The sequence below is a fragment of the Kitasatospora sp. HPM-01-4 genome (assembly GCF_051374625.1).
GTDB lineage: Bacteria > Actinomycetota > Actinomycetes > Streptomycetales > Streptomycetaceae > Kitasatospora.
Window position 1 is genome coordinate 4333418 of record NZ_JBPQGP010000005.1, and the last position, 24920, is coordinate 4358337.

Here is a 24920-nt window from a genome sequence, read left to right on the forward strand (position 1 = left end):
TCGTGCGGACGTGGCTCAGTTGGTAGAGCATCACCTTGCCAAGGTGAGGGTCGCGAGTTCGAATCTCGTCGTCCGCTCAGGTTGCGAAGGCCCCCCTCCATCGAGGGGGGCCTTCGCCGTTCCCGCCCCACCCTCGCTCCGGTTTCCGGGGTTCGGGCCCTTCCCGCACCGATGACATTTGTCATCGCCGGCCCGTGGATCCGCACCGGCCTTCGATGACGGGACGCACTGCCCTCGCCGCCCCGCCGCCGGGAGGCTGGAGGCATGAAGAACAGCAGCTCCTCCGAGCAGCAGCCCGCCGTCGAGGTCCGCGGCCTGCAGCGCCGCTACGGTCCCGCCGGCTCCGCCGGCTTCGACGCCGTCCGGGGCCTCGACCTCACCATCCGCCGGGGCGAGCTGTTCGCCCTGCTCGGCACCAACGGCGCGGGCAAGACCTCCACGATGGAGCTGATCGAGGGCCTGGCCGCCCCGACCGCGGGAACGGTCCGGGTGCTCGGCCACGACCCGTACCGGGAGCGGGCCCGGGTCCGGCCGCGGATCGGGATCATGCTGCAGGAGGGCGGCTTCCCCTCCGAGCTCACCGTCGCCGAGACCGGGCGCACCTGGGCCGGACTCACCAGCGGCTCCCGCCCGGTGGACGAGGCGCTCGACCTGGTCGGCCTGCTGGACCGGCGCGGCGTACGGGTCAAGCAGCTCTCCGGCGGCGAGCGGCGCCGGCTCGACCTGGCGATGGCACTGCTCGGCCGGCCCGAGGTGCTCTTCCTGGACGAGCCCTCCACCGGCCTGGACCCGGAGGCCCGGGCCGCCGTGTGGCGGCTGGTCCGCGAACTGCGCGCCGAGGGCACCACGGTGCTGCTGACCACGCACTACCTGGAGGAGGCGGAGGAGCTCGCCGACCGCCTCGCCATCATGCACCGGGGCCGGGTGGTCACCGGGGGCACCGTCGCCGAGGTGCTCGCCGACCGCCCGTCCCGGATCACCTTCGAGCTGCCCGAGCGGTACGGCCGCTACGAGAGCCTCAGCCTGCCGCCGCTGGACGCCGAGGTCAGCTCCGAGGGCCGCCGGATCACCCTGCGCACCCCGCGGCTCCAGGCCACCCTGACCGACCTGCTCGGCTGGGCCGCGCACCACGAGATCACGCTCGGCGCGCTGGACGCCCGCAGCGCCTCGCTCGAAGAGGCCTTCCTCGCGATCGCCGCCGAAGCCGACACCGACACCGCAGCCGCCCCCGCCCTGATCGGATCCGCCCGATGACCGCCCTGACCGCCTCCGCCGCCACGTCCCCGACCTCGCCGCTCGGCCGGCTGCTCGCCCTCGGCCGGGCCGAGACCACCCTGCTGCTGCGCAACCGCACCGCGCTCTACATGGCCCTGGCGATGCCGGCGGCGATGGTCCTCGTGGTGCACTCCGTCCTCAAGCAGATGGCCGCGCACAAGCCGGATCTCGACCAGCACGCCACCCTGATCAGCGCGGTGGCGGGGATGATCCTGATGTTCGTCGTCTACTACAACCTGACCGCCGCGTACGTCGGCCGCCGCATCGCCCTGGTGCTCAAGCGGATGCGCACCGGCGAGGCGACCGATCTGGAGATCCTCGGCGGGACGGCCGTCCCCTCGGTCATCCTCGCGCTGGTGGAGTGTGTCGTCCTGGGCGTCGGCGGGGCCGTGGCGCTGAAGCTGCCGGCTCCGGTGAACCCGGTCCTGCTGGTGCTCGGGCTGGTGCTCGGCATCGCCCTGATGGTCGCCCTGGCGGCCGCCACCAGCGCCTTCACCAAGACCGTCGAGAGCGCCGGGATCACCACCCTGCCGATCATGCTGCTCGCGCAGCTCGGCTCCGGGATGATGATCCCCCTGGAGATCCTGCCGGAGAAGCTCGCCACCTTCTGCCGCGCGCTGCCCACCACCCCGGCCTTCCAGCTGGTGCGGATCGGCTGGTTCGGCACCGACGGCAGCTCCGCCGCCACGGACTTCCTCGGCACCTGGACCAGGGCCCTCCCGCACCTCGGTCTCGCCGTGTTCTGGATCGCCGTCGCCGTCTGGGCCGCCCGCCGCTGGTTCCGCTGGGAGCCGCGGGGCTGAGGCCACCTCATTTCGGCCGAACCCCCGCCTAGTTCGCCTACGCCCCTGACTGATAGGAAGACAGCACAATTCATGGAATCGGGGGAACGGGACGAAATCGGCATGGATCTGACCAGACCGGTGCGGCGCTGGCGGGCCACCGGGAAGCCACAGCGCACGGAGCTCTATTTCCGCTGGTCGATGTATCTGACCCAGCTGATCCAGCCGCTGGTGGCGCTCTCCTCCTTCTCGGGCCAGCACGCCGCCCGCTCCCACCTGCTGTTCCCGGTCGGTATGGCGGTCTCCGTCACCGGCACCGCGCTCTCCATCTGCACCCTGCGTGCCGCGCTGAGCCACTACCTCGGCCGCCGCGGCAGGCCCACCGGATGGCTGGTCGCCACCGGACTGATGCTGGCCGCCGCGGTCCCGGCCCTCCTGCTGCTCGCTCCGGCCCACCGGTACGAGCAGATCCCGTCCACCACCACCGCGGTCGCCTACCTGGTGGGCTACGGGCTCGGTCCGGCGGTCATCGCGCTGTCGGTCCGCTCCGGTGTCCTGGTCTGCGCGACGGGGATCCTGCTGATCGCTCCGGTGGGGTACCTGACGGGGTGCTCCCTCCCCGCCGCCATCGGGGTGGTGATCGTCACCGCCTTCTGGACCGCCTTCATGAGCACCGCCTGGCGCATCTCGGCCTGGGTCATCGGGGCGGTCTGGGAGCTGGACGCCGCCCGGGAGAAGCAGGCGCGGCTGGCGGTGGCCGAGGAGCGGCTGCGGTTCTCCCGCGACCTTCACGATGTGATGGGCCGCAACCTGACGACCATCGCGCTGAAGAGCGAACTCGCCGTCCAACTGGCCCGCCGGGGCCGCGCGGAGGCCGCCGAGCAGATGGCCGAGGTGCAGCGGATCGCCCAGGAGTCGCAGCGCGAGGTCCGCGACCTCGTACGCGGTTACCGGGCCGCCGACCTCCAGATCGAACTGGCCGGCGCTCGCTCGGTGTTGCGCGCTGCCCAGGTCGAGTGCACCACCGAGCTGGCCCCGGAGACCGGCACGCTGCCGCCGACCGTCCAGTCGGTGCTCGGCTGGGTGATCCGCGAGGCGACCACCAACGTGCTGCGGCACAGCGACGCCAGGTACTGCTCGATCCGGCTGCGACCGGCCGACGGCCGGGCCGTGCTGGAGATCGAGAACGACGGTGTGCCCGTGGTCCCCAAGCCCAGTGCGGGAAGCAGCACCGGGCTGGCCGGACTCCGGGAGCGGCTCACCGCCCTGGACGGCCGGCTCACCTGCCAGCAGCCGGGTGCCGGGCGCTACCGGCTGACCGCGAGCCTGCCCCTGACCGACAGCCGTACCGTCACCGCCCTGGAGGACAGCGCCCGATGACCGAGCCCACCACCGGATCCCCGGGCGAGCGAGCGGCGCCCTCGGGCACCTGCGTCCTGCTCGCCGACGACGAGCACCTGATCCGGGGCGCACTGGCCGCCCTGCTGGCCCTGGAGGACGACATCACCGTGGTCGCCCAGGCCGCCTCCGGGCCCGAGGCGCTGGCGATGGCCGAGGCCCACCGGCCGGACGTCGCCGTGCTCGACCTCCAGATGCCCGGTCTGGACGGCATCGAGGTGGCGGCCGAGCTGCGCCGGCGGCTGCCGGACTGCCGCACCATGATCGTCACCGGCCACGGCCGCCCCGGCTACCTCAAGCGGGCGCTGGAGGTCGGGGTGCGCGCCTTCCTGCCGAAGACCGTCTCGGCCGAGGAACTCGCCGGGATCATCCGCACCGTCCGGGCCGGCGGCCGGTACGTGGACCCCGAGCTGGCCGCCGACGCGATCAGCGCCGGGGACAGCCCGCTCACGCCCCGGGAGACCGACGTCCTGGAGCTGGCCGCCGACGGCACCTCGGTCGCCGAGATCGCCGAACGGGCCTCGCTCTCCCCCGGGACCGTGCGCAACTACCTCTCCTCCGCCGCCACCAAACTGGGCGCGGAGAACCGCCACTCGGCGGTGCGGGTGGCCCGCGAGCGCGGCTGGATCTGACCGGCGGGTCCTGTCCGGGCGCGGGGCGGCGGGTCCGAGGGTGGACCCGCCGGCCCCGGGAAGGGCCCTGCGGCCCGTCAGGCCCAGGTGAGACCGGTCAGGCGCTCATAGGCCTCGACGTACTTGGCACGGCTTCGCTCGACGATGTCCGCGGGCAGTGCCGGCGGCGGGAGTTCGCTCGCGCGGTCCCAGCCGGACTCGGGCGAGGTCAGCCAGTCGCGGATGAACTGCTTGTCGTAGGAGGGCTGGGCATGGCCCGGCTCCCACCGGTCCGCGGGCCAGAAGCGCGAGGAGTCCGGGGTCAGCACCTCGTCGCCGATCACCAGCTCGTCGCCGCTCAGACCGAACTCGAACTTGGTGTCCGCCAGGATGATCCCCCGCTCGCGGGCGATGTCCCGGGCCCGGGAGTAGACGGCCAGCGTGGTCTGCCGAAGGGTGGCGGCCAGCTCGGGACCGATCCGGCGAGCGGTCTCCTCGTAGGAGACGTTCTCGTCGTGCTCGCCGACCTCGGCCTTCAGGGCCGGGGTGTAGATCGGGCCGGGCAGCTCGGAGCCGTCCTCCAGGCCCTCGGGCAGCGCGATGCCGCAGACCGTACGGTCCGCCCGGTACTCCAGCAGACCGGAGCCGGTCAGGTAGCCGCGGGCCACGCACTCCACCGGGACCATGTCCAGGCTGCGGCAGATGAGCGTGCGGCCCTTCCAGTCGGCGGGCGCCTCGGCCGGGACCTCGGTCGAGATCACGTGGTTGGGCACGATGTCGGCGATCCGCTCGAACCACCACAGCGAGAGCTGGGTGAGGATCCGGCCCTTGTCGGGGATGTCGGTCGGCAGCACCCAGTCGAAGGCGGAGGTCCGGTCGCTGGCCACCATCACCAGGTCGCCGTTCTCGGCTCGGTAGAGATCACGCACCTTGCCGGTGTGCAGATGGACCAGGCCGGGCACCTGGACCGGCTCGGGCTTGGTGACAAATCCGCTCAAGGTTTTCAGTCCTCAGGGTGGTTCTCGCCCCGATGCGGCGAGAAAGGGAAGGTCACTGGCCCGAGTCTGTCACGAAGCCCTCTCCCGGCCCGTTCCACGCGCGTAGCTCAGACCCCTTACCGGACGGGCCGGACAGCCTCCCCCGAGGCATGGGGTTCCTCCCCGGGAACGAAGCCCGCGCAGGCCGGCGGGGCCGACGGCGCCCGAGGGCGGCTAGCCCTCCTTGCGGATGTGGTCGAGGAGGTTGGCCGTGGCCCGCTGGACGCGGTCGTCGGTGTGGCCGGGGCGGTCGAGCGCGGGGGACCAGGCGAAGGTGCCGGCCGCGAAGACGTACGCGCCGCTGGGGGCCCGGTAGAGCGAGGTCTCCTGGAAGCGCGGCTTGCCCAGGGCGTCGCGGTACGGGGAGTGGGCGAGCAGGATCCGCTCGGTGTTCTCGGGCAGGGCGACCCTGGGGAAGTAGCAGTCCGCCTCGCCCGCGACCAGCCCGGGCAGTTGCTCGCCCTCCCGCAGACCGGTGCCCTCCCAGAGCCAGTGCGAGGTGTTCCGGGCCACCAGCGGGACGGGCGTGGGCACGCTCCCGGCGTACTGGATGCCGAGCAGGTGCTGCTCGGGCTCGCCCGCGTCCCGCCAGAGCGCGCTCTGACTGCCCGGCACCCCGGCCGCCGGGTTCCGGGCCGGGACCCGCTGGCGCTTGCGGCAGTTGAGCAGCCGGTTCGGCTCGCCGGACGGAGCGGCCGTCAGCTCGACCCGCCAGTACATGGTGTTGGCGGAGAGGAAGACCAGCGAAGTCCCGTCGTCCCTGGCCCGCTCGACGGTGCGCCGCATCGGCTCGGACCAGTACTCGTCGTGCCCGGGGAAGATCAGCGCCTTGTGCCGGGCCGGTTCGACCAGACCGGCGTGCAGGTCGGAGGCGGTGGCGTAGGACAGGTCGTAGCCGTAGCGCTCGGCCCAGCGGATGAAGTCGTAGGCGTGGCCGACGTGCAGCGGCAGCCCGGCGCCCGCGTGCGGCCGGTCGAAGGAGACCGTGACGGCGGCCTCCTGCTCGCCCAGCAGCCGGCCGTGGTCGTCCCAGGCGTGGTAGAGGCTGGCACCCTGGTGGCCGTCCTCGGGGAAGAGGTTGTACGCCTGCCAGGTCACGTCGGGCAGCACCAGCAGCAGCTCGCCCGCATGCCCGGGATCGGTCAAGTCCCGCACGGTGAACGGGATGTGGGTGCGGTGCCGGTTGTCGGCGGTGGTGAGCACCGCGACGTACGCGCCCGGCCTCCAGTGCGGCGGGACCTGCAGCCGCCAGGACTGCCACCAGTGGTGGCAGGAGACGGTACGGCCGACCACCAGCGGCGCGGCCTGGGACACGCCCGCGATCAGCGGGCTGGACGTCGTGTGGTGGGCGCCGTCACCGTTGTAGTGGCCGATCCGGTAGACGTCCACGGTGAACTCGCGCGGCGGGTTCACCGTGACCCGGAAGTCCACCGAGCCGCCGGGGCGGATCACGCCGGCCGAGGCGAAGCCCTTGATCTGCTGGTTCACGTCCTCCGCGTTGGCCGGGGTGCCGATCGGCGGCCTGGGAGGCGGCGTGTCCAGCGGCTGCTGGCCGGGCGCGTCCACGCTGACGTACCAGGGCACGGCGCCCTCGGCCCCGGCCACGTACTGGTCCGGACTTCGCAGCCAGGGCAGCGGCCCCTGCCCGAAGGGGTCGGAGACACCGTGTGCCAGCGTGCCCGACTCCCAGCGGCGGTTGAGTTCCGTCCCCACGCGCCCCTCCCACAGTCGCCGGGCCCGGCCCGGCGCTCCCCCGCTCGGTGGCATGTGCCAGATGTATGTGCGTGCTGGGATCTAGCACACCACAAAGTGCTGGCGCTGCGTCACCCCACGGTAGCAACAAGTGGTGTTGAAACCCTCTGCTCCGCCATGACCTCCGGAAACCCGGCCGGGTTCAGAGACGTACGGGGCGCTCGAGCCGGACACCCGCGCCCTCCAGCCAGGCGCGCAACGGGGCGTCCTTGCCCTGCTCCACCGCCTGCGCCACCGGCGAGGAGGGATCGGGCCCGCGTTTGCCGTCCACCAGCAGCACCGGGCCGTCCAGCCAGTCCAGGCCCGGGGTGCCGGCCCCGGTGTCCACCGCCGCGCAGCAGACCAGCGCGGTCACGTGCTCGACCAGCAGGTCGCGTCCGGGCCGCATGGGCTGCAGCGGGGGCGCACACCAGCCGCTGAGCGCCAGCTGGGCGGCCAGCGCGGCGGACAGCGGCTCGCCCCCGCCCTCCGCGAGCCTGGCCAGCAGGCCGGTCAGCGGCGGCCCGGCGGCCCGGTCGCGCCCGGCGCCACCTCGCCGCGCCGCGTCCGCCGCGCCGCCCGGCGCCGTACCGGCCAGCGCGGCCTGCAGGGCGGCGGCCTGGGTGCGCCAGCCGAGGTCCACCACCTGCGCCGGGTAGTCCGCCCAGTCGAGGTCCTGCCAGCCGGTGGCGGAGGTGCCGAAGAACAGCTCGGCGGCGAGCAGCGAGACCGCCGCGTCCACCTCGCCCGGCTCCTCCAGCAGGTCGCAGGCGGGCCGGTCGCCGAGCCGGGACTCGTACCCTTCGGCGAGGCGGTCGCGGCGGGAGAGCTCGGTCAGGGCGGAGACCACGCCCGCGTTCAGGTGGGTGGGCAGCCGGCCGAGCCGCCAGGCCGGCAGCGCGACCCGGCTGAGCAGCCGGTCCCAGCCCGCGTAGGCCAGGCCGACCTGCTCCTGGGCGGCGATCCGCAGACCGTAGTCGACCGCCTTGGCGCGGTCGGAGGCCCAGGCGGCCACCGAGCGCTCCAGCTCCGCCGAGTGGTCCCGGCAGGCGGCGAGCAGCCGGCGGGTGACCCCGCCCACCAGGGCGGCCGGGCCCCTGCGCCGGCCGGTGCCCGAGGTGTCCAGCGCGGCGTCCAGGCTGCGGACGTAGCGGCGGGCGGCGGCGATCTCCGGGTCGGCGGCGGCCGCCGTGCCGGCCACCACGGGCGCGAGCAGGGCGCGCAGCTCCCCCGCCCGCATCCACCACAGGAAGGGCGAGCCGATCACCAGCACCGGCGCGGTCGGCTCGGCGCGGTGGCGGCTGAACAGCCCGCGGCGCGGGTGGGCCTCCTCCAGCCAGCTGTCGCAGTCGGGGGTGAGCGCGATGCCCGAGGGGGTGGGCACCTCCAGCCGCTCGGCGAGTTCGCCGATCAGCCGGTACAGCTCCGGAGCGCAGTCCCGGGACACCGGAACGGCCGGGGTGCGCGGCGGGACGGCTCTGGCGTGGGCCCTGGCCACCAGCGCGGCGACCGTCAGGACCAGCACCGCGACCACCCCGGCCACCCAGCGGGCGGCGTCCCACGCCGCCGCGTCGGCGGCACCCGGTGCGCCGATCCGCCCGGTGAACCGGCCGGCCAGCAGCACCGCGGCGAGGGCGGCGGGCAGCGCGGCGAGGGCCACCCCGAACCCCCGCACCCGCAACAGGGCCTGGGCCTGTGCACGGGCGGCTTCCACAGCGGCCATGCGACGCGGCACCCCCTTCGGAGCCCGAGGTCGGTGATCGCGGTACCCCACGGAGGAGGTCCGCAACGGTCCGGACACCCGAGCCGACTCGAAATGATCAGTTCAGACCGGGCATCGACCTGCGCCGACACCGGTTGTGCATCCTGCCTGGCACTTCTGACAGTTTTGACGCCAGCATGCGGGTGCGTGTTCCGGATCGGCCTGCTTCCACCCGTCCTGGTGACGTTGCACGACTTCAGCATCCCCCTGACCGCTCCGGACGCCACCCGGCACCGCGCACGACGGCCCGGAGCGAGCCACCGTGATCCGGCGCGATCCAGCGCACCATAAGGCCCGGACACCGGCCGCGTCAGCCGGATGGCGAGTACCTCACCCGAAGGACTGGAATCCGGGTCTCTTCCGGTGCGGCGCGCGGCCTGTGGCGGCGGCGGGCGCACTGCCCGAGGGGGATACCTCCGGCCGGGCGCAAAACCCGCCGGGCACGGCCCGGGAGCCGGAAAACCCACAGGGGCGCGAGGCAGAGCCCCGCGCCCCTGTCGATCGCGCTCTCCCGCCTACTGCCGGGCGGCCTCGAGGGCGATGTCGGTGCGGTGGTGGGAGCCCTTGAGGGTGATCCGCTCGACGGCCCGGTAGGCGCGGGTGCGGGCCTCGGCGAGGTCGGCGCCGGTCGCGGTGACCGACAGCACGCGGCCGCCGGCGCTGAGCACCTGGCCGTCCTCGCCGACCCGGGTGCCGGCGTGCAGCACGTGGACCGAGCCGTCGGCGGACTCCGCCTCGGCCAGGCCCTCGATCGGGTCGCCGGTGCGCGGCGCGGCCGGGTAGCCCTCCGAGGCGATGACCACGGTGACGGCCGCGCCCTCCTCCCAGCGCAGCGGCTCCAGCGTGTCCAGGGTGCCCTCGGCGGCGGCCAGCAGGACGCCCGCCAGCGGGGTCCGCAGCCGGGCGAGCACCACCTGGGTCTCCGGGTCGCCGAAGCGCGCGTTGAACTCGATCACCCGGGTGCCGCGCGAGGTGAGCGCGAGGCCCGCGTAGAGCAGGCCGGAGAACGGGGTGCCCCGGCGGCGCAGTTCGTCCACGGTGGGCTGCAGTACGGTCCGCAGCACCTCGTCGACCAGGCCCTCGGGGGCCCAGGGCAGCGGCGAGTAGGCGCCCATGCCGCCGGTGTTGGGGCCCTCGTCGCCGTCCAGGGCGCGCTTGAAGTCCTGGGCGGGCACCAGCGGGAGGACGGTGGTGCCGTCGGTGATCGCGAAGAGCGAGACCTCCGGGCCGTCCAGGTACTCCTCGATCACCACCCGGCCGCAGGCGGCGGCGTGGGCCAGGGCGGCCTCGCGGTCGGAGGTGACCACGACGCCCTTGCCGGCCGCCAGACCGTCGTCCTTGACCACGTACGGGGCGCCGAAGGCGTCCAGTGCCTCGGCCGCCTCCTCGGGGGTGGTGCAGACGTAGGAGCGGGCGGTGGGGACGTTGGCCCCGGCCATCACCTCCTTGGCGAAGGCCTTGGAGCCCTCCAGCCGGGCCGCCTCGGGAGAGGGGCCGAAGACCGCGAAGCCGGCCGCGCGCAGCGGCTCGGCGACCCCGGCCACCAGCGGGGCCTCGGGGCCGATGACGACCAGGTCGGCGGCCAGGCGCCGGGCGAGTTCGGTGACCTGCCCGCCGTCCAGCTGGTCGACCGGGTGGACCGTCGCCACCTGCGCGATCCCGGCGTTGCCCGGGGCGCAGTGCAGCTCGGTGACGACGGGATCTTGGGACAGAGAGCGGCACAGGGCGTGTTCGCGGGCGCCGCCGCCGATGACGAGGACCTTCACGCCGCTCAGGGTAGTCGGTGGCTCGTTCACGGCTGCCGCCGGTCCCGTCGAAAGCTCCAACCGGAGCGGCGATCCGGGCCGTTCTGCTGGAGGAACCTCCAAGGACCGGGCGCGTTCCACCGCCGGGTCAGGCCGGGGCTCTGCGGACCGCTCGCTCGGAAGGGTGAAATCTCACCGCCCGCCGAAACCCTCCCACCTCGGCATACCGAGGTGAATTCCGGTAACGATCATTTCCGAAGCGGCCCCGCGCTCAGCCATTTGGCGGTAAGAGTTTGTCTCGGAGAACCACCGGCACAGCCCGGTGCACGGCACCATTGGGCGGCCCACACCCGCGCACGGCGCCGGGCCGGTCCGATGGAACGTCACAGGACCTGGCGTCAGACCGGCGCCGGGTCGGTCCCGGTACCCCGCCGGGGCGTCAGCAGTCCGCCCGCCACAGGGAGCCCCACAGGTGAGCCAGCCGGAAATGCAGCCCGAGGAGAGCCCTTGGGGCAAGGAAGTCGGCGAGGAGGACCAGCCCGTCACGCCCTCCCAGGAGCACGCGCCCTCCCGGCGCCGTACCGACCTGAGCGCCCGCCAGTTCCCGCTCGGGGACTGGGGCGAGCCCGCCGAACGGCTTGAGGAGCTCTACCGGTGGTCCGAGGAGCGGGCCGTCGAGGCGATCGAGTGGTACCGCCACGACCGGATCCGCAAGCGTCGCTGGGCCCGGCTGCTGCGGTTCGGCGCGGCCGGCTTCGCCGTCGCCGGGGTGAGCGCCCCCCTGGTCGCGCTCACCGGCCTCGCCGGGCAGGCTGCGAACTGGGGGTACGTCGCGCTGGTGCTCTCCGCCGCCGGGCTGGGCGCGGACCGGGCGTTCGGGCTGACCTCCGGCTGGATGCGCGACATCAGCACCGCGCAGGCGCTGCAACGGAGGCTGGAGGCCTTCCAGTTCGACTGGGCCTCGGAGTGCGTGCGCGAGGTGCTGGGGCCCACCGAGGGCACGGCGGGGGAGGCGGCCGAACGCTGCCTCGGGGTGCTGCGGCGGTTCTGCGAGGACGTCTCGGACATGGTCCGCAGCGAGACCTCCGAGTGGATGCTGGAGTTCCGGGCCGGTATGACCCAGCTGCCCACCCAGGCCCCGGGGGCCTGGGGCGGGCGCAGCGAGGGCGGCTCGGGCGCGCAGGTCCGCGCTCTGCCCTCGCCCGGCACCCGGCCCACCATGCCCCGCCAGCGTCCCCCGGAGGGCCCCCTCCGCTGAGGCCCCGTCCGTTGAGGCCCCGTCGGCCGGGCCCGCGGTGCGCCCTCGGGGGTACGGGGAGCCGCGCTGCGGGAGACGGCTTCACCCGAGGCGCCCCCGGGGAGCGGCCCGCTACGCGAAGACGATCATGGAGCCCTGGGTGAGGCTGCGGATCGCCGCCGCGTAGAGCCCGGCCCAGGCGTGGCGCTCGCGGGCGTAGGGGTGGAGGTCGTCCAGGGGCGGGCCGAAGGGCTGCTCGAGGCCGGTCGGGCCGAGCGGCCGGGTGGCGGCCGGCGGGTTGTTGAGGTCGATGCCCAACACCGGGGCGACGGCCTGGAGTTCGCGCAGCAGCCCCTGCGAGGATCCGAGCGGCCCGCCGGACTCCAGCAGGTTCTCGGCCACCACCGGGAGCAGGAAGTCGATCGGCACGTACGCCCCGGCGTGGTCGAAGTGCCAGACCAGGTGCGAGCGTTCGGCCGTGCTCTCGAACATCTCCAGCAGCTGCTCGTAGTCCCCGCCGAGCTCGTCCACCGGCGTGATCTCGAAACCGGTCAGGGCCAGCAGGTAGGCGCGGCGCAGGAAGTGGAGCGAGTTGTAGTCGAACGCCGCCACCGGCTCGACCTCGCCGGTTATGCCCGGCACGTGCGCGTACACCGGGACCTCGGGCAGGCCCTGGGCGGTGAGCGCGAGGTTGTAGCGCTGGAGGTCGTCCCTGAACGGGTTCTCGGGGCTGTGGGTCAGCTTGTCCACGAGCGGGACCAGCCACAGGTCGCAGGCCATCGGCCGGCTCTTCCTCTCCGGAGGGCGGGCAACGACGGCCCACCCTATCGGCCCGGCGCGGGCTCCTCGCTCCCCGGCCGGAGCATCCGCACCGGCCTGCCGAGCCTCCCCAGGGGGTCCTTCTGACCGGAGGCCGGCAGCGGCACGAAGCGCGGCAGCGGCACCAGCCCGAGGCCGACCTCCGCCACCTCGCGCGCCTGGGGCTCCTGGTCCGTGTCCGCCGGCGCCGGCGGCGTGGGTGAGGAGTCGTCGGCCAGGTGCTCGCGGAGCAGCGGCAGGACGGTGACCGACTCCAGCGGCTGGCCGGTGAGCGAGGCCAGCAGTTCGACCGTGAACAGGTTGTACTCGTTGACCAGCCGGTGCGTCCCGGCCAGGTCGCGGGCCTCTATCCGGTCCACCAGCTCGTTGTGCCCGGCCCAGCAGACGCCGCTGAGGTTGTCCGCCGCGCGCAGGTAGGGCGCCGCGAACATCCAGGACTGCACCCGCAGCCAGTCCAGGTAGTCGCCGATCCGGCGGTTGCCGACCAGCAGGCCGACCTCCTGCCAGAACCGCCGGTCGCAGCCGACCAGGACGTCCAGCTGGCCGGCCCGTGAGGCGCGCACCGCGGCCTCGGCCCGGCGCCGCAGCGAGGGCAGCCTGACCCAGTCGTACTCGGGTGCGACCGCACCGCCCCGTGTGGCGGCGAGCTGGCGCAGCGAGCTGTCGGTGAGCAGCGCCCTGGCCTCGAAGATCTCCAGGAAGTCGGCCCAGGTGAACTCCGGCACCGTGAAGCCCCGGTGGTGCTCGGCGCGGAGCAGCCCCTGGGCCGCGAGGTCGACCAGCGCCTCCCTGGCCGGGGTCGCCGAGACCCCGTACTGCTCGGCGATCTCCTTGACGGTGAAGTTCTGGCCCGCCGCGAGGCGTCCGGCCATCATCTCCTCGCGCAGCGCACCCGCGATCTGCTCACGGAGGCTGTTGCGCTGGATGGCGGGGTGGCCGCCCCCCGATCCGAAGGAGCTGAACATTCCGGTCGCGACCCCCCTCTGTTAGGACTCGGCAAACGCGACGGCGGCTCATCTTCTCAAAAACGGCCACCGGGTGCGCAAGAGCCCTGTTCCCGGTCATATCGGGACACCGGACCGGTTTCCCGGCCGGATGTCCGGTGATCGGGTCCGGGCCGTCCGGTGAGCGGCCCGGCCGCCGGGTGCCCGGGTGTGCGGACGGCACGGCGGGGGCCGTCCCGGCGGCCGTCGGGTCAGCGCTGTACCGGTGCGGGGATACCGAGCAGGCGGTCGCGGTGCACCGGGAACTCGGTACGGGCCCTGGCGGTCTCGCCGGGATCGAACTCCACCGTGATCACCTCTTCGTCCGCACCCCCCTCGGCCAGCACCCTGCCCCACGGGTCGACCACGATGCTGTGGCCCGCCTGCTCGACCCCGCCGTGCGTGCCGGCGGTGTTGCAGGCCAGGACGTAGGCCTGTTCCTCGACCGCGCGGGCGCGGGCGAGCAGCGTCCAGTGCTCACGGCGGCGCTCCGGCCAGGCGGCCGGGACGATCAGCAGCTCGGCGCCGGCGTCCAGCAGGGCCCGGAACAGCTCCGGGAAGCGCAGGTCGTAGCAGGTGGCCAGACCCAGCGTGCCGAAGTCGGTGGCGGCGGTGACGATCTCCTGGCCCGCGCCCATCGCGACCGCCTCGCCGCTGTCGAAGCCGAAGCGGTGGATCTTGCGGTAGGTGTGCCGCAGCTCACCGTCGGGGGCGAAGAAGAGCGAGGTGTTGTAGATCGGGCCGTCCGGGTCGCGCTCGACGATCGAGCCCGCGTGCAGCCACACCCCGGCGGCCCTGGCGGCGGCCGACATCGCCTCGGCGGTCGGCCCGTCCAGCGGCTCGGCACCGACGGACCAGGCGTCGTAGTTGAATCCCCCGAGCGGCCACAGCTCCGGGAGGACGACCAGGTCGGCCCCCTCCTGCGCCCGTACCAGCGCGGCGGCCCTGGCCCGCCGCTCCTCCGGCGGCTCGGCGTCGGAGACCGCGAGTTGGATCAATGAAGCGCGCACACTACCACCGTCCATGGGACCCGTCCTACGATCGTCACCCGAAAGCGCTGCCCAGCTGTCATCCGGCAGCGTAACGTGCGGGTAGCGCGTCCGCCCGGAAGCCTGGACACCTCGTCCATCGGACCCCAGGTCCGCCCGGACCCGGACGAGTGTGGCAAGGAACCTGACGGAGAGCCGGAGATACCCGTGACGGACAACCAGACCGTACAGGCCTGCGTCGACGCCTGGACGCAGTCCATCGAGTCGATATCCGAACTGCTGGCCGCGCTGCCGACGGACTCCTGGAACCGGGCCACCGACTGCCCCGGCTGGTCCGTCCGCGACATCGTCTCGCACATCATCGCGGTCGAGTCCGAGCTGCTCGGCGATCCCCGGCCGATCCACTCGCTGCCGCGCGACCTGCGGCACGTCACCACCGAGTTCGCCCGCTACGTCGAGCTGCCGGTCGACAAGCGCCGCTGCCACACCCCGATCGAGCTGACCAGCGAGCTGGACTACGTCTTCATCCGCCGTTCGCGCGCGCTGCGCGACTCCCGGCACGAGCCCGGCGACCCGGTCCGCACGCCGACCGGGCCGCTCGCCCGTGAGGTGCCGTACTGGGCGCTGCTGCGCCAGCGGGTCCTCGACGTCTGGGTGCACGAGCAGGACCTGCGGCGCGCCCTCGGCGAGACCGGCAACCTGGACTCCCCCGCCGCCCTGATCACCCGCGATGTCCTGCTCGAGGGGCTCCCCAAGGCCGTCGCCAAGCAGGCCGGCGCTCCCGCCGGGACGGTGGTCTCCTTCGACGTGACCGGCCCGGTGGAGTTCCTGCGCACCGTCCGGGTGGGCGCCGACGGCCGCGGCACCCTGGACGAGCGGGTCAGCCTCGCCCCCGACGTCCAGTTCACGATGGACTGGGAGACGTACGTCAGGCTCGCCTGCGGCCGCGGCCGGCCGAACCCGGTCGAGGCCGAGGGCGACCAGGAGCTGGCCGCCCGGGTACTGGCCAACTTCGCGCTGACGCCGTGACGGTCCGTGGGATTTCCTGACGGCTCGGCGTACACGGAGAAGCGTCACAGCTGAGCATTAGTGCGTTTCCGTGGCGTACGCGGGTGGCGCGCATCGTGCTCCCGTACGGTCGCCGGTACCGGCACATCACCCGTTCGGCCTCGTTGCCCAGGGCAGCCCATCACCGATGAGTGAAGGAGGGGCGGTCATGGACGACGAAACCGGCATGGTGCTGGTGCGGTCCAGCTTCCCGGTCACCGGCCAGCCGATCAGGGTGGTCATGATCAACGGCGAACCGTGGTTCGTCACGGCGGACGTGTGCAAGGTCCTGGGGGCGTGGAAACCCGAGCCAAGCCAGCAGGCTGGTCGGCCCGCAGCACACCCGATCCGTGAACAGCCACCGGATTACTCTCATTCGGAATGAGAGTAATAGCGAAACTGCAGGTCGGAGACCCTACGCCCGCCCCAGCTCCCGCTTCAGCCGCACGATCATCGCCGTCCCCAGGGCCAGCGGGACGTACTGCCAGCAGAGGGCCCACCGGTACGTCTCGGCCGTGTGTCCGGCGGCTCCCGAGAGGGAGTCGAGCAGCAGGCCGATGCCGAAGAGGGTGATCATCGTGCCGATGAAGCCGCCCATGTTGGCGATGCCGGAGGCGGTGCCGAGGCGCTCGGGCGGGTTGTGGGCGCGGGCGTAGTCGAGACCGACCAGGGATGCCGGGCCGTTGCTGCCCATGACGACGAGCAGTACCACCAGCAGCCACAGCGGTGGCCGCCCGCCCGGCCAGGCGAGCACCACGGCCCAGCAGGCGGCCGTGCTGCCGATGACCGTGAAGGTGACCGGGATCCGGGCGGCGGGGTAGCGGGAGACCAGGCGCCCGAAGACCAGGCCGAAGGCCATGTTGCACAGGACGAGCAGGGTCAGCAGTCCGCCCGCCTCGCCCCGGCTCATCCCCTGGCCCTCGACCAGGTACGGCATGCCCCAGAGCAGGCCGAAGGTCGCGCCCGGGAAGGCGGTGGTGAAGTGCACCCACATGCCGAGCCGGGTGCCGGGTTCCCGCCAGGCGTGCCGGATCTGCTCGCGCACGGGCGGCCGCCGCCCGGCGGCCGGTACGACGGTGACGCCCGCCGGGGCCTCCTTGAGCAGCAGGGCGACCATCGCGAAGGCCCCGAGACCGAGCAGGGCGATCAGGGCGAAGGTGGCGGTCCAGCCCTGGCTGTGCAGGGCCGGGGCGAGGACCACGGTGGTCACCAGGTTGCCGCCGGTGCCGACCAGTCCGGTGAGCTGGGCGACCAACGGGTTCCTGGCCGCCGGGAACCAGCGGGCGGCGACCCTCAGCACGCTGATGAAGGTCATCGCGTCGCCGCAGCCGAGCACCGCCCGGGAGGCCAGCGCGGGCCCGAAGGAGGGGCTGAAGGCGAAGGCGAGCTGACCGGTGCTCAGCAGCAGGATGCCGAGCAGCAGTACCCGGCGCGGCCCGAACCGGTCGATCAGCAGGCCGACCGGCACCTGCATGGCCGCGTAGACCAGCACCTGGAGGATGGCGAAGGTGGAGAGCGCCGAGGCGCCGATACCGAACCGGGCCGCCGCGTCCAGCCCGGCCACACCGAGGCTGGTGCGGTGGATCACCGCGAGGACGTAGACGCCGACACCGATCGACCAGGCGCCCCAGGCGGCCCGGCCGCCGGGCGGTGCGGGGTGGTGCTCGGAGCTCTCGGAGGATCCGGGGCCGGGCTCGGGCTCGGGCTCGGGCTGTGGCCGGGGGCCAGGGACAGAGCAGGGGCGGACAGGGCTGTCGGGGTCCACGGGCACGGCGACCAGATTAGTCATCCCATCAAATGACCATTCCGGCAGGTGGCTACGCGGGACCGGAACAGCACGGCACGGGAGCGGCACGGGAGCGGCACGGCGCCCGGCGCGCTCAGCCCCTGAGCGTCCAGGTCACCGTCCTGGTCATGTGCTGGTCGCGGAACGCCTCGTCGCGCACCCAGTCGGTGGTGTCCCGCACGGTCGCGGTGACCTGTACGTCCTTGCCCGAGGGGATCTGCAGCGCGGCGGTGTCCAGCAAGCCGGGGTCCGGCCCCTGAGGGGCGGTCACCACGCCGTCGACCTTCCACTCCACCTGCAGCTGCCGGCCGCCCTCCAGCGGCAGCGGGCGCACGTGCAGCCGGGGCCGTCCGGCCACCGTGCCGGCGGGGGGTTCCGGCGGGTCCATCGGGCCGATCCGCCGGTAGATCTGTTCGAGGATCGCCTCCCGGGAGGGGAGGTTGTAGGTACCGCCGAGGGTCCGCATGACCGAGTCGGCGGTCGGCCGGTAGATGCCGTTGCCGCTGCGGTACGCCCCTACGGTGCCGCCGCCGTCCGGGGACTCGGCACCGAGCCAGCGCCACCACTTCACATGGGTGCGGGCCATGTCGTCGGCGTTCACCGTGGAGAGGTTGGGGTAGTCGGCATCGTCGGGGGCGGTGTCGTACTCGTCGCCCAGGTCGCCGACGGTGTGGCCGATCTCGTGCTGGATGATCCGCCCGGCGTCCGGGCTGCCGCCCGCGAGGGTGGTCACCCCGGTACCGCCCGCGCCGCCGTACTCGCCGGAGTTGGCCAGTGCGATCAGGTACTGCGGGCCGTCCCCCTTGCCCGCGTACCTGGCGGTGGTGGGCTCGTCCGCGCAGAGCAGCCGGGCGGTGCCGTCGCACCAGAAGTGCATCCCGAGCGGGGTGACCGTCCGGCGGCTGCGGCTCTCCGACTCGGCTATCCCGGCGACGGGGGAGACCACGTCCACCCGCCTTATGTTGAAGTAGCCCTGGTAGCTGCGGAACGGTTCTATGTCCATCACCGCGTGCCAGGCCCGGTCGGCCTGCTCCTGGAACAGCTGCTGCTGGTCGGCGGTGTAGCCGTCGCCCATCAGCACCAGCGTGATCCGGTTGGCGGGGTCGCCGGTGCGGCGTATGTCCACCGTGGGCGCGGGCTGGGGCGCCCGCTGGTCCGTGGCGGTCGTGCCGTGCGGCGGGGCGGGGCGGTCCGGGGTGGGCGCGGGAGCGCCGATCGTTCCGAACGGCGGTGGGGATGCCACCTCCAGCGCGGTCGGCAGAGCTGCGACCGAGAGCAGGCTGAGCGCTGCTGCGCTCCGGACGATTCGGCCAGACCAACCGTTCGGCATACGGTGCGTCCTCCGGACTCCGGTCACCCGGCTGGAGCGCGGGTGGTGGGCCGACAAGACGTACCCGGCCCACCGGACACTCCCGACCGCGGGGGGAGCGACTTCGCCGGTCCGGATCACCGTGGCGGGGCATCCGGCGCAGTCGGCGGGCGCACCGGCCGAAACGGCCGTAGGACCGCCCGGGCCACGGACCTCCCGGGCCCGTGGACCTCCCGGCGGGCGAGCGGGCGTGCCGCCGGGGCGGCCGGGTGTGCCGTCCGGGCGAGCGCTCGGCCCCGTTCTGCTCCGGGAGGCGCTCCCCCGGCCTCAGCGGGCCGCGCGGCGGTGCAGCAGCAGGTGCGTTCCCACTCCCAGGAGCAGGCCCCAGAAGGCCGAGCCGATGCCGAACGGGCTCATCCCGGAGGCGGTGGCCAGGAAGGTCACCACCGCGCCGTCGCGGCCGCCTTCGTCGGCGAGCGCGCCGGCCAGGCTGCCCTGGAACGACGCCAGCAGGGCGACCCCCGCGATCACCGCGATGAGCGCCGCGGGCAGCCCGGTGAACAGGCTCACCAGCACCCCGCCGAAGCTGCCCACCAGCAGGTACAGGACACCGGCCGACATCCCGGCGATGTAGCGGCGCTCGGGGTCGGGGTGGCTCTCCGGTCCGGTGCAGATCGCGGCGGTGATGGCGGCCAGGTTGACCCCGGGCGAGCCGAACGGTGCCATCAGGACGGAGACCGCACCGGTGGTGCCGATCAGCAGCCGGTCGTCCGGCTGGTAACCGGAGGCGCGCATGATGCCGAGCCCGGGCGCGTTCTGCGAGGCGAGCACCACGATGGTGAGCGGCAGCGCCAGGCCGACCGTCGCGGACCAGCCGAAGGCCGGTGCGGTGAGCACCGGGCGGACGAGCCCGCCGTCGCCCAGGTGCAGTGGCAGTCCGACGGTGCCGGCGGCCAGGGCGCCGCCCGCCAGCAGGGCCACGGGTACCGCGTACCGGGGCAGGTGGCGCTTGGTGAGCAGGAAGGCCGCGAAGGTGCCCAGTACGAGGACGGGCGCCTGGTGCAGCGAACCGAAGACCCCGGTGCCGAAGGAGAACAGGATCCCGGCCAGCATCGCGTTGACGATCCCGGGCGGTACGGCCCTGATCAGCCGCCCGAACAGTCCGGTCAGTCCGAACAGCGCGACCGCCGCACCGCTCACCAGGAAGGCCCCCACCGCCTCGCGGTACGGGTACGCGCCCAGGCTGGTCACCAGCAGCGCCGCTCCGGGCGTGGACCAGGCGGTGATCACCGGCGTCCTGGTCCACCAGCTCAGCAGCAGGCAGGTGAGTCCGCTGCCGACGGCCACCGCCCAGATCCAGGAGGCGGTGTGCGCGTGGTCCAGGTGTCCGGCGGCGGCCGCCGCCAGGACGACCACCAGCGGGCCGGAGAAGGACACCGCTATGCAGACCAGCCCGGCCAGCAGGGCGGGCAGCGAGACGTCCCGGCGCAGCGAGCGCCGTCCGGCGGACGCCTGCCCAGTCCCGGTCCCCGGCCGCGTCCGCTGCCGCGTTCCAACGTGATGCTCTGCCACCCGAGCAGTATTCTGGAAGACCCTTTGCGGCGCTCCGGAATTACCTCCACGACTACTGCCGCCATCCGGCGGCAGACGTGTCGCGGGTGTGAAGTCCCTTCGCACGCAGGCACGGAGAGCGGAGCCGGCGGGCCGCGACCACCGGCCGACCTCACCCGCAGTCCGCGACAGCTCCTGGGGGAACCCGTCATGCGAGTATCCGCTGTACCCGGTCTTGTGAAGAACGTCCTGTCCTCGCTCGCCACCCGCAGGGCCCTCGCCCTCGGCGCCGCCGTCCTGACCGCCGGCGGCGCCGCCCCGCTGCTTCCGGGCGCCCCGGCCGCCTGGGCGTGCGGTGGTACGGCCGGCTCGGCCGACAGCGCGGCGAGCGCGTCCGCCCCCGCGGCGGGCCACCGCGGCGAGGTGGCTTCGGCCTTCGTCCCGGTGGTGCCGGCCTCGGTGACCGCCGGTGGCGCACCGGTCGAACTCGGCGTCGAGATGGCCAACTTCACCGGCGCCGACTACGCCGACATCGCCCCGTCCTTCGCGCTCTACAACCCGGGCTCCGGCTCCGACCACGCCTTGCCGGGCACAAACCTGCGGATCCGGGACCTGAAGGTGGAGGTCATGCAGGACGGCCGGTGGCGGAACCTGCCGCTGCACCAGGGCTGCGACCCGACGCTGGTCGCCGACACCTCCGTCCTCGCCGGCCCGCTGGCCGACCGGCACGCCCACCGCTACCTGTTCCGGCTCTCGCTCTCGGCCGACGCCCCCGGTCAGCAGACCGAGATCCAGGTCTTCAGCGGCTTCGGTCTCAACGGCAAGAGCAACTCGACCGTCCTCAGGGTGCTCCGCTAGAGCCTGCCCTCCGCGCTCCGGAACGCCGGTGGGACCCGCCTCAACCGAGGCGGGTCCCACCGGACTTGGACCGACCGGCAACGGAGCCCGGGGCGGTCAGGGGGGCGGTCAGCCCCAGGTGATCAGGCGCGCCGGACGCTCCAGGATCGCGGCGACGTCCGCCAGGACCTTGGAACCGAGCTCGCCGTCGACCAGGCGGTGGTCGAAGGAGAGCGCGAGGGTGGTGACCTGACGCGGCACCACCTTGCCCTTGTGGACCCACGGGAGCTCCCGCACCGCGCCGAAGGCCAGGATGGCGGCCTCGCCGGGGTTGAGGATCGGGGTGCCGGTGTCGACCCCGAAGACGCCGACGTTGGTGATGGTGATGCTGCCGCCCTGCATGTCGGCCGGCGGGGTCTTGCCCTGGCGCGCGGTCTCGATCAACTCGCCGAGCGAGACAGCCAGTTGCGGCAGGGTCTGGGATCCCGCGTCCTTGATGTTGGGCACGATCAGGCCGCGCGGGGTGGCCGCCGCGATGCCGAGGTTGACCTGGCCCCTGATCACGATCTCCTGGGCGGCCTCGTCCCAGGCGGCGTTGATCTCCGGGTGGCGCCGGACGGCCGTCAGCAGCGCCTTGGCGACCAGCAGCAGCGGGCTGACCCGGACGCCCGCGCCCAGCTCGCCGGTCTCCTTGAGCTTGCGGACCAGCTTCATCGTCCGGGTCACGTCGACCTGGACGAACTCGGTGACGTGCGGCGCGGTGAAGGCCGAGGCCACCATCGCCTGCGCGGTGGCCTTCCGGACGCCCTTGATCGGCACCCGGACGTCGCCCCGACCGGCCTGCACCGCCTCCACGGCCACGGCCTCGGCGACCGGAGCCGGGGCCGCGGCCTCGACCGGTACGGCCGCCGCGGCGGCCGCGTGCACGTCCTCGCGGGTGATCACACCGTCCCGGCCGGTCGGCACCACGGCCCGCAGGTCGATCCCGAGGTCCTTGGCCAGCTTGCGGACCGGCGGCTTGGCCAGCGGGCGCTCACCCGTCACCGGAGCGGTGGCCGGAGCGACGACGGCCGGAACGGCCACCGGAGCGACGACGGCCGGAGCGGCGACCGGGGCAGCGGCCGGAGCGGCAACCGGGGCGGCCGCGGTGCTGCGGCGGGCCCGCCGCTGGGTGCCACCGGTGCGCGGCCCGTAGCCGACCAGCACCTCGCGGCGCTCGGGCACGACCTCCTCAGCGGCCGCGGCGGCGTCCGCGACGGCGGGCGCGGGGGCAGCCTCACCGGCGCTCGCACCGACCGCGACGGAGATGATCGACGTGCCGACGTCCACCGTCGTCCCGGCGGGGAAGAAGATCTGCTCGACGACCCCGTTGAACGGGATCGGCAGCTCGACCGCCGCCTTGGCGGTCTCCACCTCGCAAACGACCTGACCGTCCGTCACCTCGTCGCCGGGCTTGACGTACCAGGTCAGGATCTCGGCCTCGGTGAGGCCCTCGCCGACGTCCGGCATCTTGAACTCGCGGAGCGAGCGAACTGCAGTGGTCATCATCGCTCCCGGGGATCAGAACGCCAGCGCGCGGTCGACGGCGTCGAGCACACGGTCCAGGTCGGGCAGGTAGGACTCCTCGACCCGGGACGGCGGGTACGGCGCGAAGTAGCCGCCGACCCGCAGGACGGGCGCCTCCAGGTGGTAGAAGCACCGCTCGGTCAGCCGGGCCGCGAGCTCGGCGCCCATGCCCATGAAGACCGGCGCCTCGTGCACCACGATGCCGCGTCCGGTGCGCTTGAGCGAGGCCTCCAGGGTGTCGAAGTCGACCGGGGAGAGCGAGCGCAGGTCGATGACCTCCAGCTGGTGGCCGTCCTCCTCGGCCGCCGCGGCGGCCTCCAGGCAGACCTTCACCATCGGGCCGTAGGCGATCAGGGTGGCGTCCGTGCCGGGCCGCACCACCCGGGCGGCGTGCAGCGGCAGGTCGGGCGCGTCCAGGACCTCGCCCTTGTCCCAGTACCGGCGCTTGGGCTCCAGGAAGATCACCGGGTCGTCGGACTCGATGGCCTGGCGCAGCATCCAGTGCGCGTCCTGGGCGCTGGAGGGGGTGACCACCCGCAGGCCCGCGGTGTGCGCGAAGTACGCCTCGTGGGACTCGCTGTGGTGCTCGACCGCGCCGATGCCGCCCGCGTACGGGATGCGGACGGTGACCGGCATCTTCACGTGCCCGAGCGCGCGGGCGTGCATCTTCGCCAGCTGGGAGACGATCTGGTCGAAGGCGGGGTAGACGAAGCCGTCGAACTGGATCTCCACGACCGGCCGGTAGCCTCTGAGCGCGAGGCCGATCGCGGTGCCCATGATCCCGGACTCGGCGAGCGGGGTGTCGATGACCCGGCTGTCGCCGAAGTCCTTCTGCAGCCCGTCGGTGATCCGGAAGACCCCGCCCAGCTTCCCGATGTCCTCGCCCATCAGGACGGTCTTCGGGTCCTTCTCCAACGACTTGCGAAGGGCCTCGTTGAGCGCCTTGGCAATGCTCAGCTGACCGGCCATCAGTGGTTCTCCCCGCCCTCGAAGGACGCCGCGTACGTCTCGTACTCAGCCCGCTCTTCCTCGACCAGTGCGTGCGGCTCGGCGTACACGTGGTCGAAGATCAGGGTCGGGTCCGGGTCGGGCATGCCGCGCACGCCCTCGCGCACCCTGAGTCCCAACTCCTCGCTCTCCGCCTCGATCCGGGCGAAGAACTCCTCGTCCGCCAGGCCCTCCTTCTCCAGGTGGGCCCGCAGGCGGGTGATCGGGTCCTTGGCCTTCCAGGCCTCGGTCTCCTCGCTCATCCGGTAGCGGGTCGGGTCGTCGGAGGTGGTGTGCGCACCCATCCGGTAGGTGAACGCCTCGACCAGCACCGGGCCGTTGCCGCTGCGGGCGTGGTCGAGGGCCCAGCGGGTGACCGCGAGAGTGGCCAGCACGTCGTTGCCGTCCACCCGGACGCCGGGGAAGCCGAAGCCCAAGGCGCGGCGGTAGAGCGGGATGCGGGTCTGCACGGCGGTGGGCTCGGAGATCGCCCACTGGTTGTTCTGGCAGAAGAAGACGACCGGGGCGTTGTAGACCGAGGCGAAGGTGAAGGCCTCGTTGACGTCACCCTGGCTGGAGGCGCCGTCGCCGAAGTACGCGATCACCGCGTCGTCGGCGCCGTCCTTGGTGATGCCCATCGCGTAGCCGGTGGCGTGCAGGGTCTGCGCGCCGATCACGATGGTGTAGAGGTGGAAGTTCTTCTCGTTCGGGTCCCAACCGCCGTGGTTCACACCGCGGAACATGCCGAGCAGGTTCAGCGGGTCGACGTCGCGGGTCCAGGCGACGCCGTGCTCGCGGTAGGTCGGGAAGGCGTAGTCACCGGGGCGCATCGCGCGTCCGGAGCCGACCTGGGCGGCCTCCTGGCCGAGCAGCGAGGCCCACAGGCCCAGTTCGCCCTGGCGCTGCAGCGAGGTGGCCTCGCCGTCGAAGCGCCGGACCAGGACCAGGTCGCGGTAGAGCGAGCGGAGTTCCTCCGCGGTGATCGCCAGCGGGAATTCCGGGTTCTCGACCCGGTCCCCTTCGGGCGTGAGTAGCTGTACGAGCTCCGGCGGGGCGTCCGTACCCTTTGTGCGGAGGTTGTCAGGGACGCCGGGGGCGGCCTTCTTGCGCGCCCTCGCCGTGCTTTTGACGGTCACGTTCACTCCTCGGTCTGTCCGGCCGCCCGGGGTCGCCGGTGACCGGTCCGGTCACCGCCTCGCAGGCACGCGTGGGTGTGCGCACCGACTGCAAGGCAGGTGGTGTTCCCTTTCCGACGGCGTCCCTCACGAGAACGTTACCCAGCGGCGCCCCTTGGCGCGCTTGCGCTAGGACGTCCTACTTGTTCACGCCCGAGAACGGCAGGTGTGGTGCAGCCCTCACGTGGTGGCCGTCAGGACACCTGCGCACGCTATCCGGGCGGAGGCTTTCGCGTAAGGGGGTAATCGGCACGGATTCTGCCCTCGGAGTGACAGAGGCGATATGTCTTTCC

At 73.2% G+C, this 24920-nt stretch carries 21 protein-coding genes and 1 tRNA gene; 9 read left to right on the forward strand and 13 right to left on the reverse strand.

Translation table 11 applies throughout. The annotated features are described in order from the left end of the window. Positions 1–4: 4 nt before the first annotated feature. From ACSMTC_RS18855 to ACSMTC_RS18875, 5 genes are all read left to right on the forward strand, one after another. Positions 5–77, forward strand: a tRNA-Gly gene (locus tag ACSMTC_RS18855). 187 nt (positions 78–264) lie between these two features. Beyond that, positions 265–1254: an ABC transporter ATP-binding protein gene (locus ACSMTC_RS18860; RefSeq protein WP_436560868.1), complete on the forward strand. Its 990-nt coding sequence runs from the start codon at positions 265–267 to the stop codon at positions 1252–1254. Then, positions 1251–2078: an ABC transporter permease gene (locus ACSMTC_RS18865; RefSeq protein ID WP_436560869.1), complete on the forward strand. Its 828-nt coding sequence runs from the start codon at positions 1251–1253 to the stop codon at positions 2076–2078. Before ACSMTC_RS18860 ends, ACSMTC_RS18865 begins: the two co-directional genes overlap by 4 nt. A 102-nt stretch (positions 2079–2180) precedes the next feature. Next, positions 2181–3437, forward strand: a complete 1257-nt coding sequence (locus ACSMTC_RS18870; RefSeq protein WP_436560870.1) for a sensor histidine kinase — start codon at positions 2181–2183, stop codon at positions 3435–3437. Next, entirely contained in the window at positions 3434–4087 is a 654-nt protein-coding gene (locus ACSMTC_RS18875; protein ID WP_436560871.1) for a response regulator, read from the forward strand. The genes ACSMTC_RS18870 and ACSMTC_RS18875 overlap by 4 nt, the downstream gene beginning before the upstream one ends. Positions 4088–4164: 77 nt before the next feature. On the opposite strand, the gene ACSMTC_RS18880 is transcribed toward ACSMTC_RS18875, so the two are convergent. From ACSMTC_RS18880 to purD, 4 genes are all read right to left on the reverse strand, one after another. Then, complete coding sequence (locus ACSMTC_RS18880) at positions 4165–5064, reverse strand: phosphoribosylaminoimidazolesuccinocarboxamide synthase (RefSeq protein ID WP_436560872.1); 900 nt, start codon at positions 5062–5064, stop codon at positions 4165–4167. Between the two features lie 213 nt (positions 5065–5277). Beyond that, positions 5278–6816 (reverse strand): N,N-dimethylformamidase beta subunit family domain-containing protein, encoded by a 1539-nt coding sequence (locus ACSMTC_RS18885; protein ID WP_436560873.1) that lies wholly within the window; start codon positions 6814–6816, stop codon positions 5278–5280. Positions 6817–6997: 181 nt separating this feature from the next. Further along, complete coding sequence (locus tag ACSMTC_RS18890) at positions 6998–8557, reverse strand: hypothetical protein (protein ID WP_436560874.1); 1560 nt, start codon at positions 8555–8557, stop codon at positions 6998–7000. A 554-nt stretch (positions 8558–9111) separates the two neighbouring features. Then, positions 9112–10362: a phosphoribosylamine--glycine ligase gene (purD, locus tag ACSMTC_RS18895; RefSeq protein WP_436560875.1), complete on the reverse strand. Its 1251-nt coding sequence runs from the start codon at positions 10360–10362 to the stop codon at positions 9112–9114. A 451-nt stretch (positions 10363–10813) separates the two neighbouring features. On the opposite strand from purD, the gene ACSMTC_RS18900 reads away from it, so the two are divergent. Then, positions 10814–11599: an SLATT domain-containing protein gene (locus ACSMTC_RS18900; protein WP_436560876.1), complete on the forward strand. Its 786-nt coding sequence runs from the start codon at positions 10814–10816 to the stop codon at positions 11597–11599. Between the two features lie 111 nt (positions 11600–11710). Here the strand turns inward: ACSMTC_RS18900 and ACSMTC_RS18905 are convergent, their stop codons facing one another. The 3 genes from ACSMTC_RS18905 to ACSMTC_RS18915 form a co-directional block, all read right to left on the reverse strand. Further along, positions 11711–12358: a hypothetical protein gene (locus ACSMTC_RS18905; RefSeq protein ID WP_436560877.1), complete on the reverse strand. Its 648-nt coding sequence runs from the start codon at positions 12356–12358 to the stop codon at positions 11711–11713. A gap of 44 nt (positions 12359–12402) precedes the next feature. Beyond that, entirely contained in the window at positions 12403–13362 is a 960-nt protein-coding gene (locus tag ACSMTC_RS18910) for a GntR family transcriptional regulator (RefSeq protein WP_436560878.1), read from the reverse strand. A gap of 230 nt (positions 13363–13592) precedes the next feature. Then, a complete protein-coding gene (locus ACSMTC_RS18915; RefSeq protein ID WP_436560879.1) occupies positions 13593–14390 on the reverse strand; it encodes a carbon-nitrogen family hydrolase in 798 nt (265 codons plus the stop codon). A gap of 186 nt (positions 14391–14576) precedes the next feature. Between ACSMTC_RS18915 and ACSMTC_RS18920 the strand changes: the two genes are divergently transcribed. After that, on the forward strand, positions 14577–15398 hold the full coding sequence (locus ACSMTC_RS18920) for a maleylpyruvate isomerase family mycothiol-dependent enzyme (RefSeq protein ID WP_436560880.1): 822 nt from the start codon (positions 14577–14579) through the stop codon (positions 15396–15398). A gap of 187 nt (positions 15399–15585) precedes the next feature. Beyond that, a complete protein-coding gene (locus ACSMTC_RS18925) occupies positions 15586–15801 on the forward strand; it encodes a BRO-N domain-containing protein (RefSeq protein ID WP_436560881.1) in 216 nt (71 codons plus the stop codon). A gap of 30 nt (positions 15802–15831) precedes the next feature. Here the strand turns inward: ACSMTC_RS18925 and ACSMTC_RS18930 are convergent, their stop codons facing one another. The 3 genes from ACSMTC_RS18930 to ACSMTC_RS18940 all read right to left on the reverse strand — a co-directional run bounded on the left by ACSMTC_RS18930 (position 15832) and on the right by ACSMTC_RS18940 (position 20083). Beyond that, positions 15832–17205: an MFS transporter gene (locus ACSMTC_RS18930; RefSeq protein WP_436560882.1), complete on the reverse strand. Its 1374-nt coding sequence runs from the start codon at positions 17203–17205 to the stop codon at positions 15832–15834. Between the two features lie 91 nt (positions 17206–17296). After that, positions 17297–18532 (reverse strand): M64 family metallopeptidase, encoded by a 1236-nt coding sequence (locus tag ACSMTC_RS18935; protein WP_436560883.1) that lies wholly within the window; start codon positions 18530–18532, stop codon positions 17297–17299. A gap of 306 nt (positions 18533–18838) precedes the next feature. Next, a complete protein-coding gene (locus ACSMTC_RS18940) occupies positions 18839–20083 on the reverse strand; it encodes a benzoate/H(+) symporter BenE family transporter (protein WP_436560884.1) in 1245 nt (414 codons plus the stop codon). A 189-nt stretch (positions 20084–20272) separates the two neighbouring features. Here ACSMTC_RS18940 and ACSMTC_RS18945 point away from each other — a divergent pair, with 189 nt between their 5' ends. After that, positions 20273–20920 (forward strand): hypothetical protein, encoded by a 648-nt coding sequence (locus ACSMTC_RS18945; protein WP_436560885.1) that lies wholly within the window; start codon positions 20273–20275, stop codon positions 20918–20920. 108 nt (positions 20921–21028) lie between these two features. Here the strand turns inward: ACSMTC_RS18945 and ACSMTC_RS18950 are convergent, their stop codons facing one another. Genes ACSMTC_RS18950 through pdhA form a run of 3 tightly spaced genes read right to left on the reverse strand, consistent with a single transcriptional unit; the run spans position 21029 to position 24588 of the window. Next, positions 21029–22444 (reverse strand): dihydrolipoamide acetyltransferase family protein, encoded by a 1416-nt coding sequence (locus tag ACSMTC_RS18950; RefSeq protein WP_436560886.1) that lies wholly within the window; start codon positions 22442–22444, stop codon positions 21029–21031. Between the two features lie 15 nt (positions 22445–22459). Next, positions 22460–23434: an alpha-ketoacid dehydrogenase subunit beta gene (locus tag ACSMTC_RS18955; protein ID WP_436560887.1), complete on the reverse strand. Its 975-nt coding sequence runs from the start codon at positions 23432–23434 to the stop codon at positions 22460–22462. Beyond that, the gene (gene pdhA, locus ACSMTC_RS18960) at positions 23434–24588 is read right to left on the reverse strand and encodes a pyruvate dehydrogenase (acetyl-transferring) E1 component subunit alpha (protein ID WP_436560888.1); all 1155 of its coding nucleotides are present in this window, start codon (positions 24586–24588) and stop codon (positions 23434–23436) included. The genes ACSMTC_RS18955 and pdhA overlap by 1 nt, the downstream gene beginning before the upstream one ends. Positions 24589–24920: the final 332 nt, after the last annotated feature.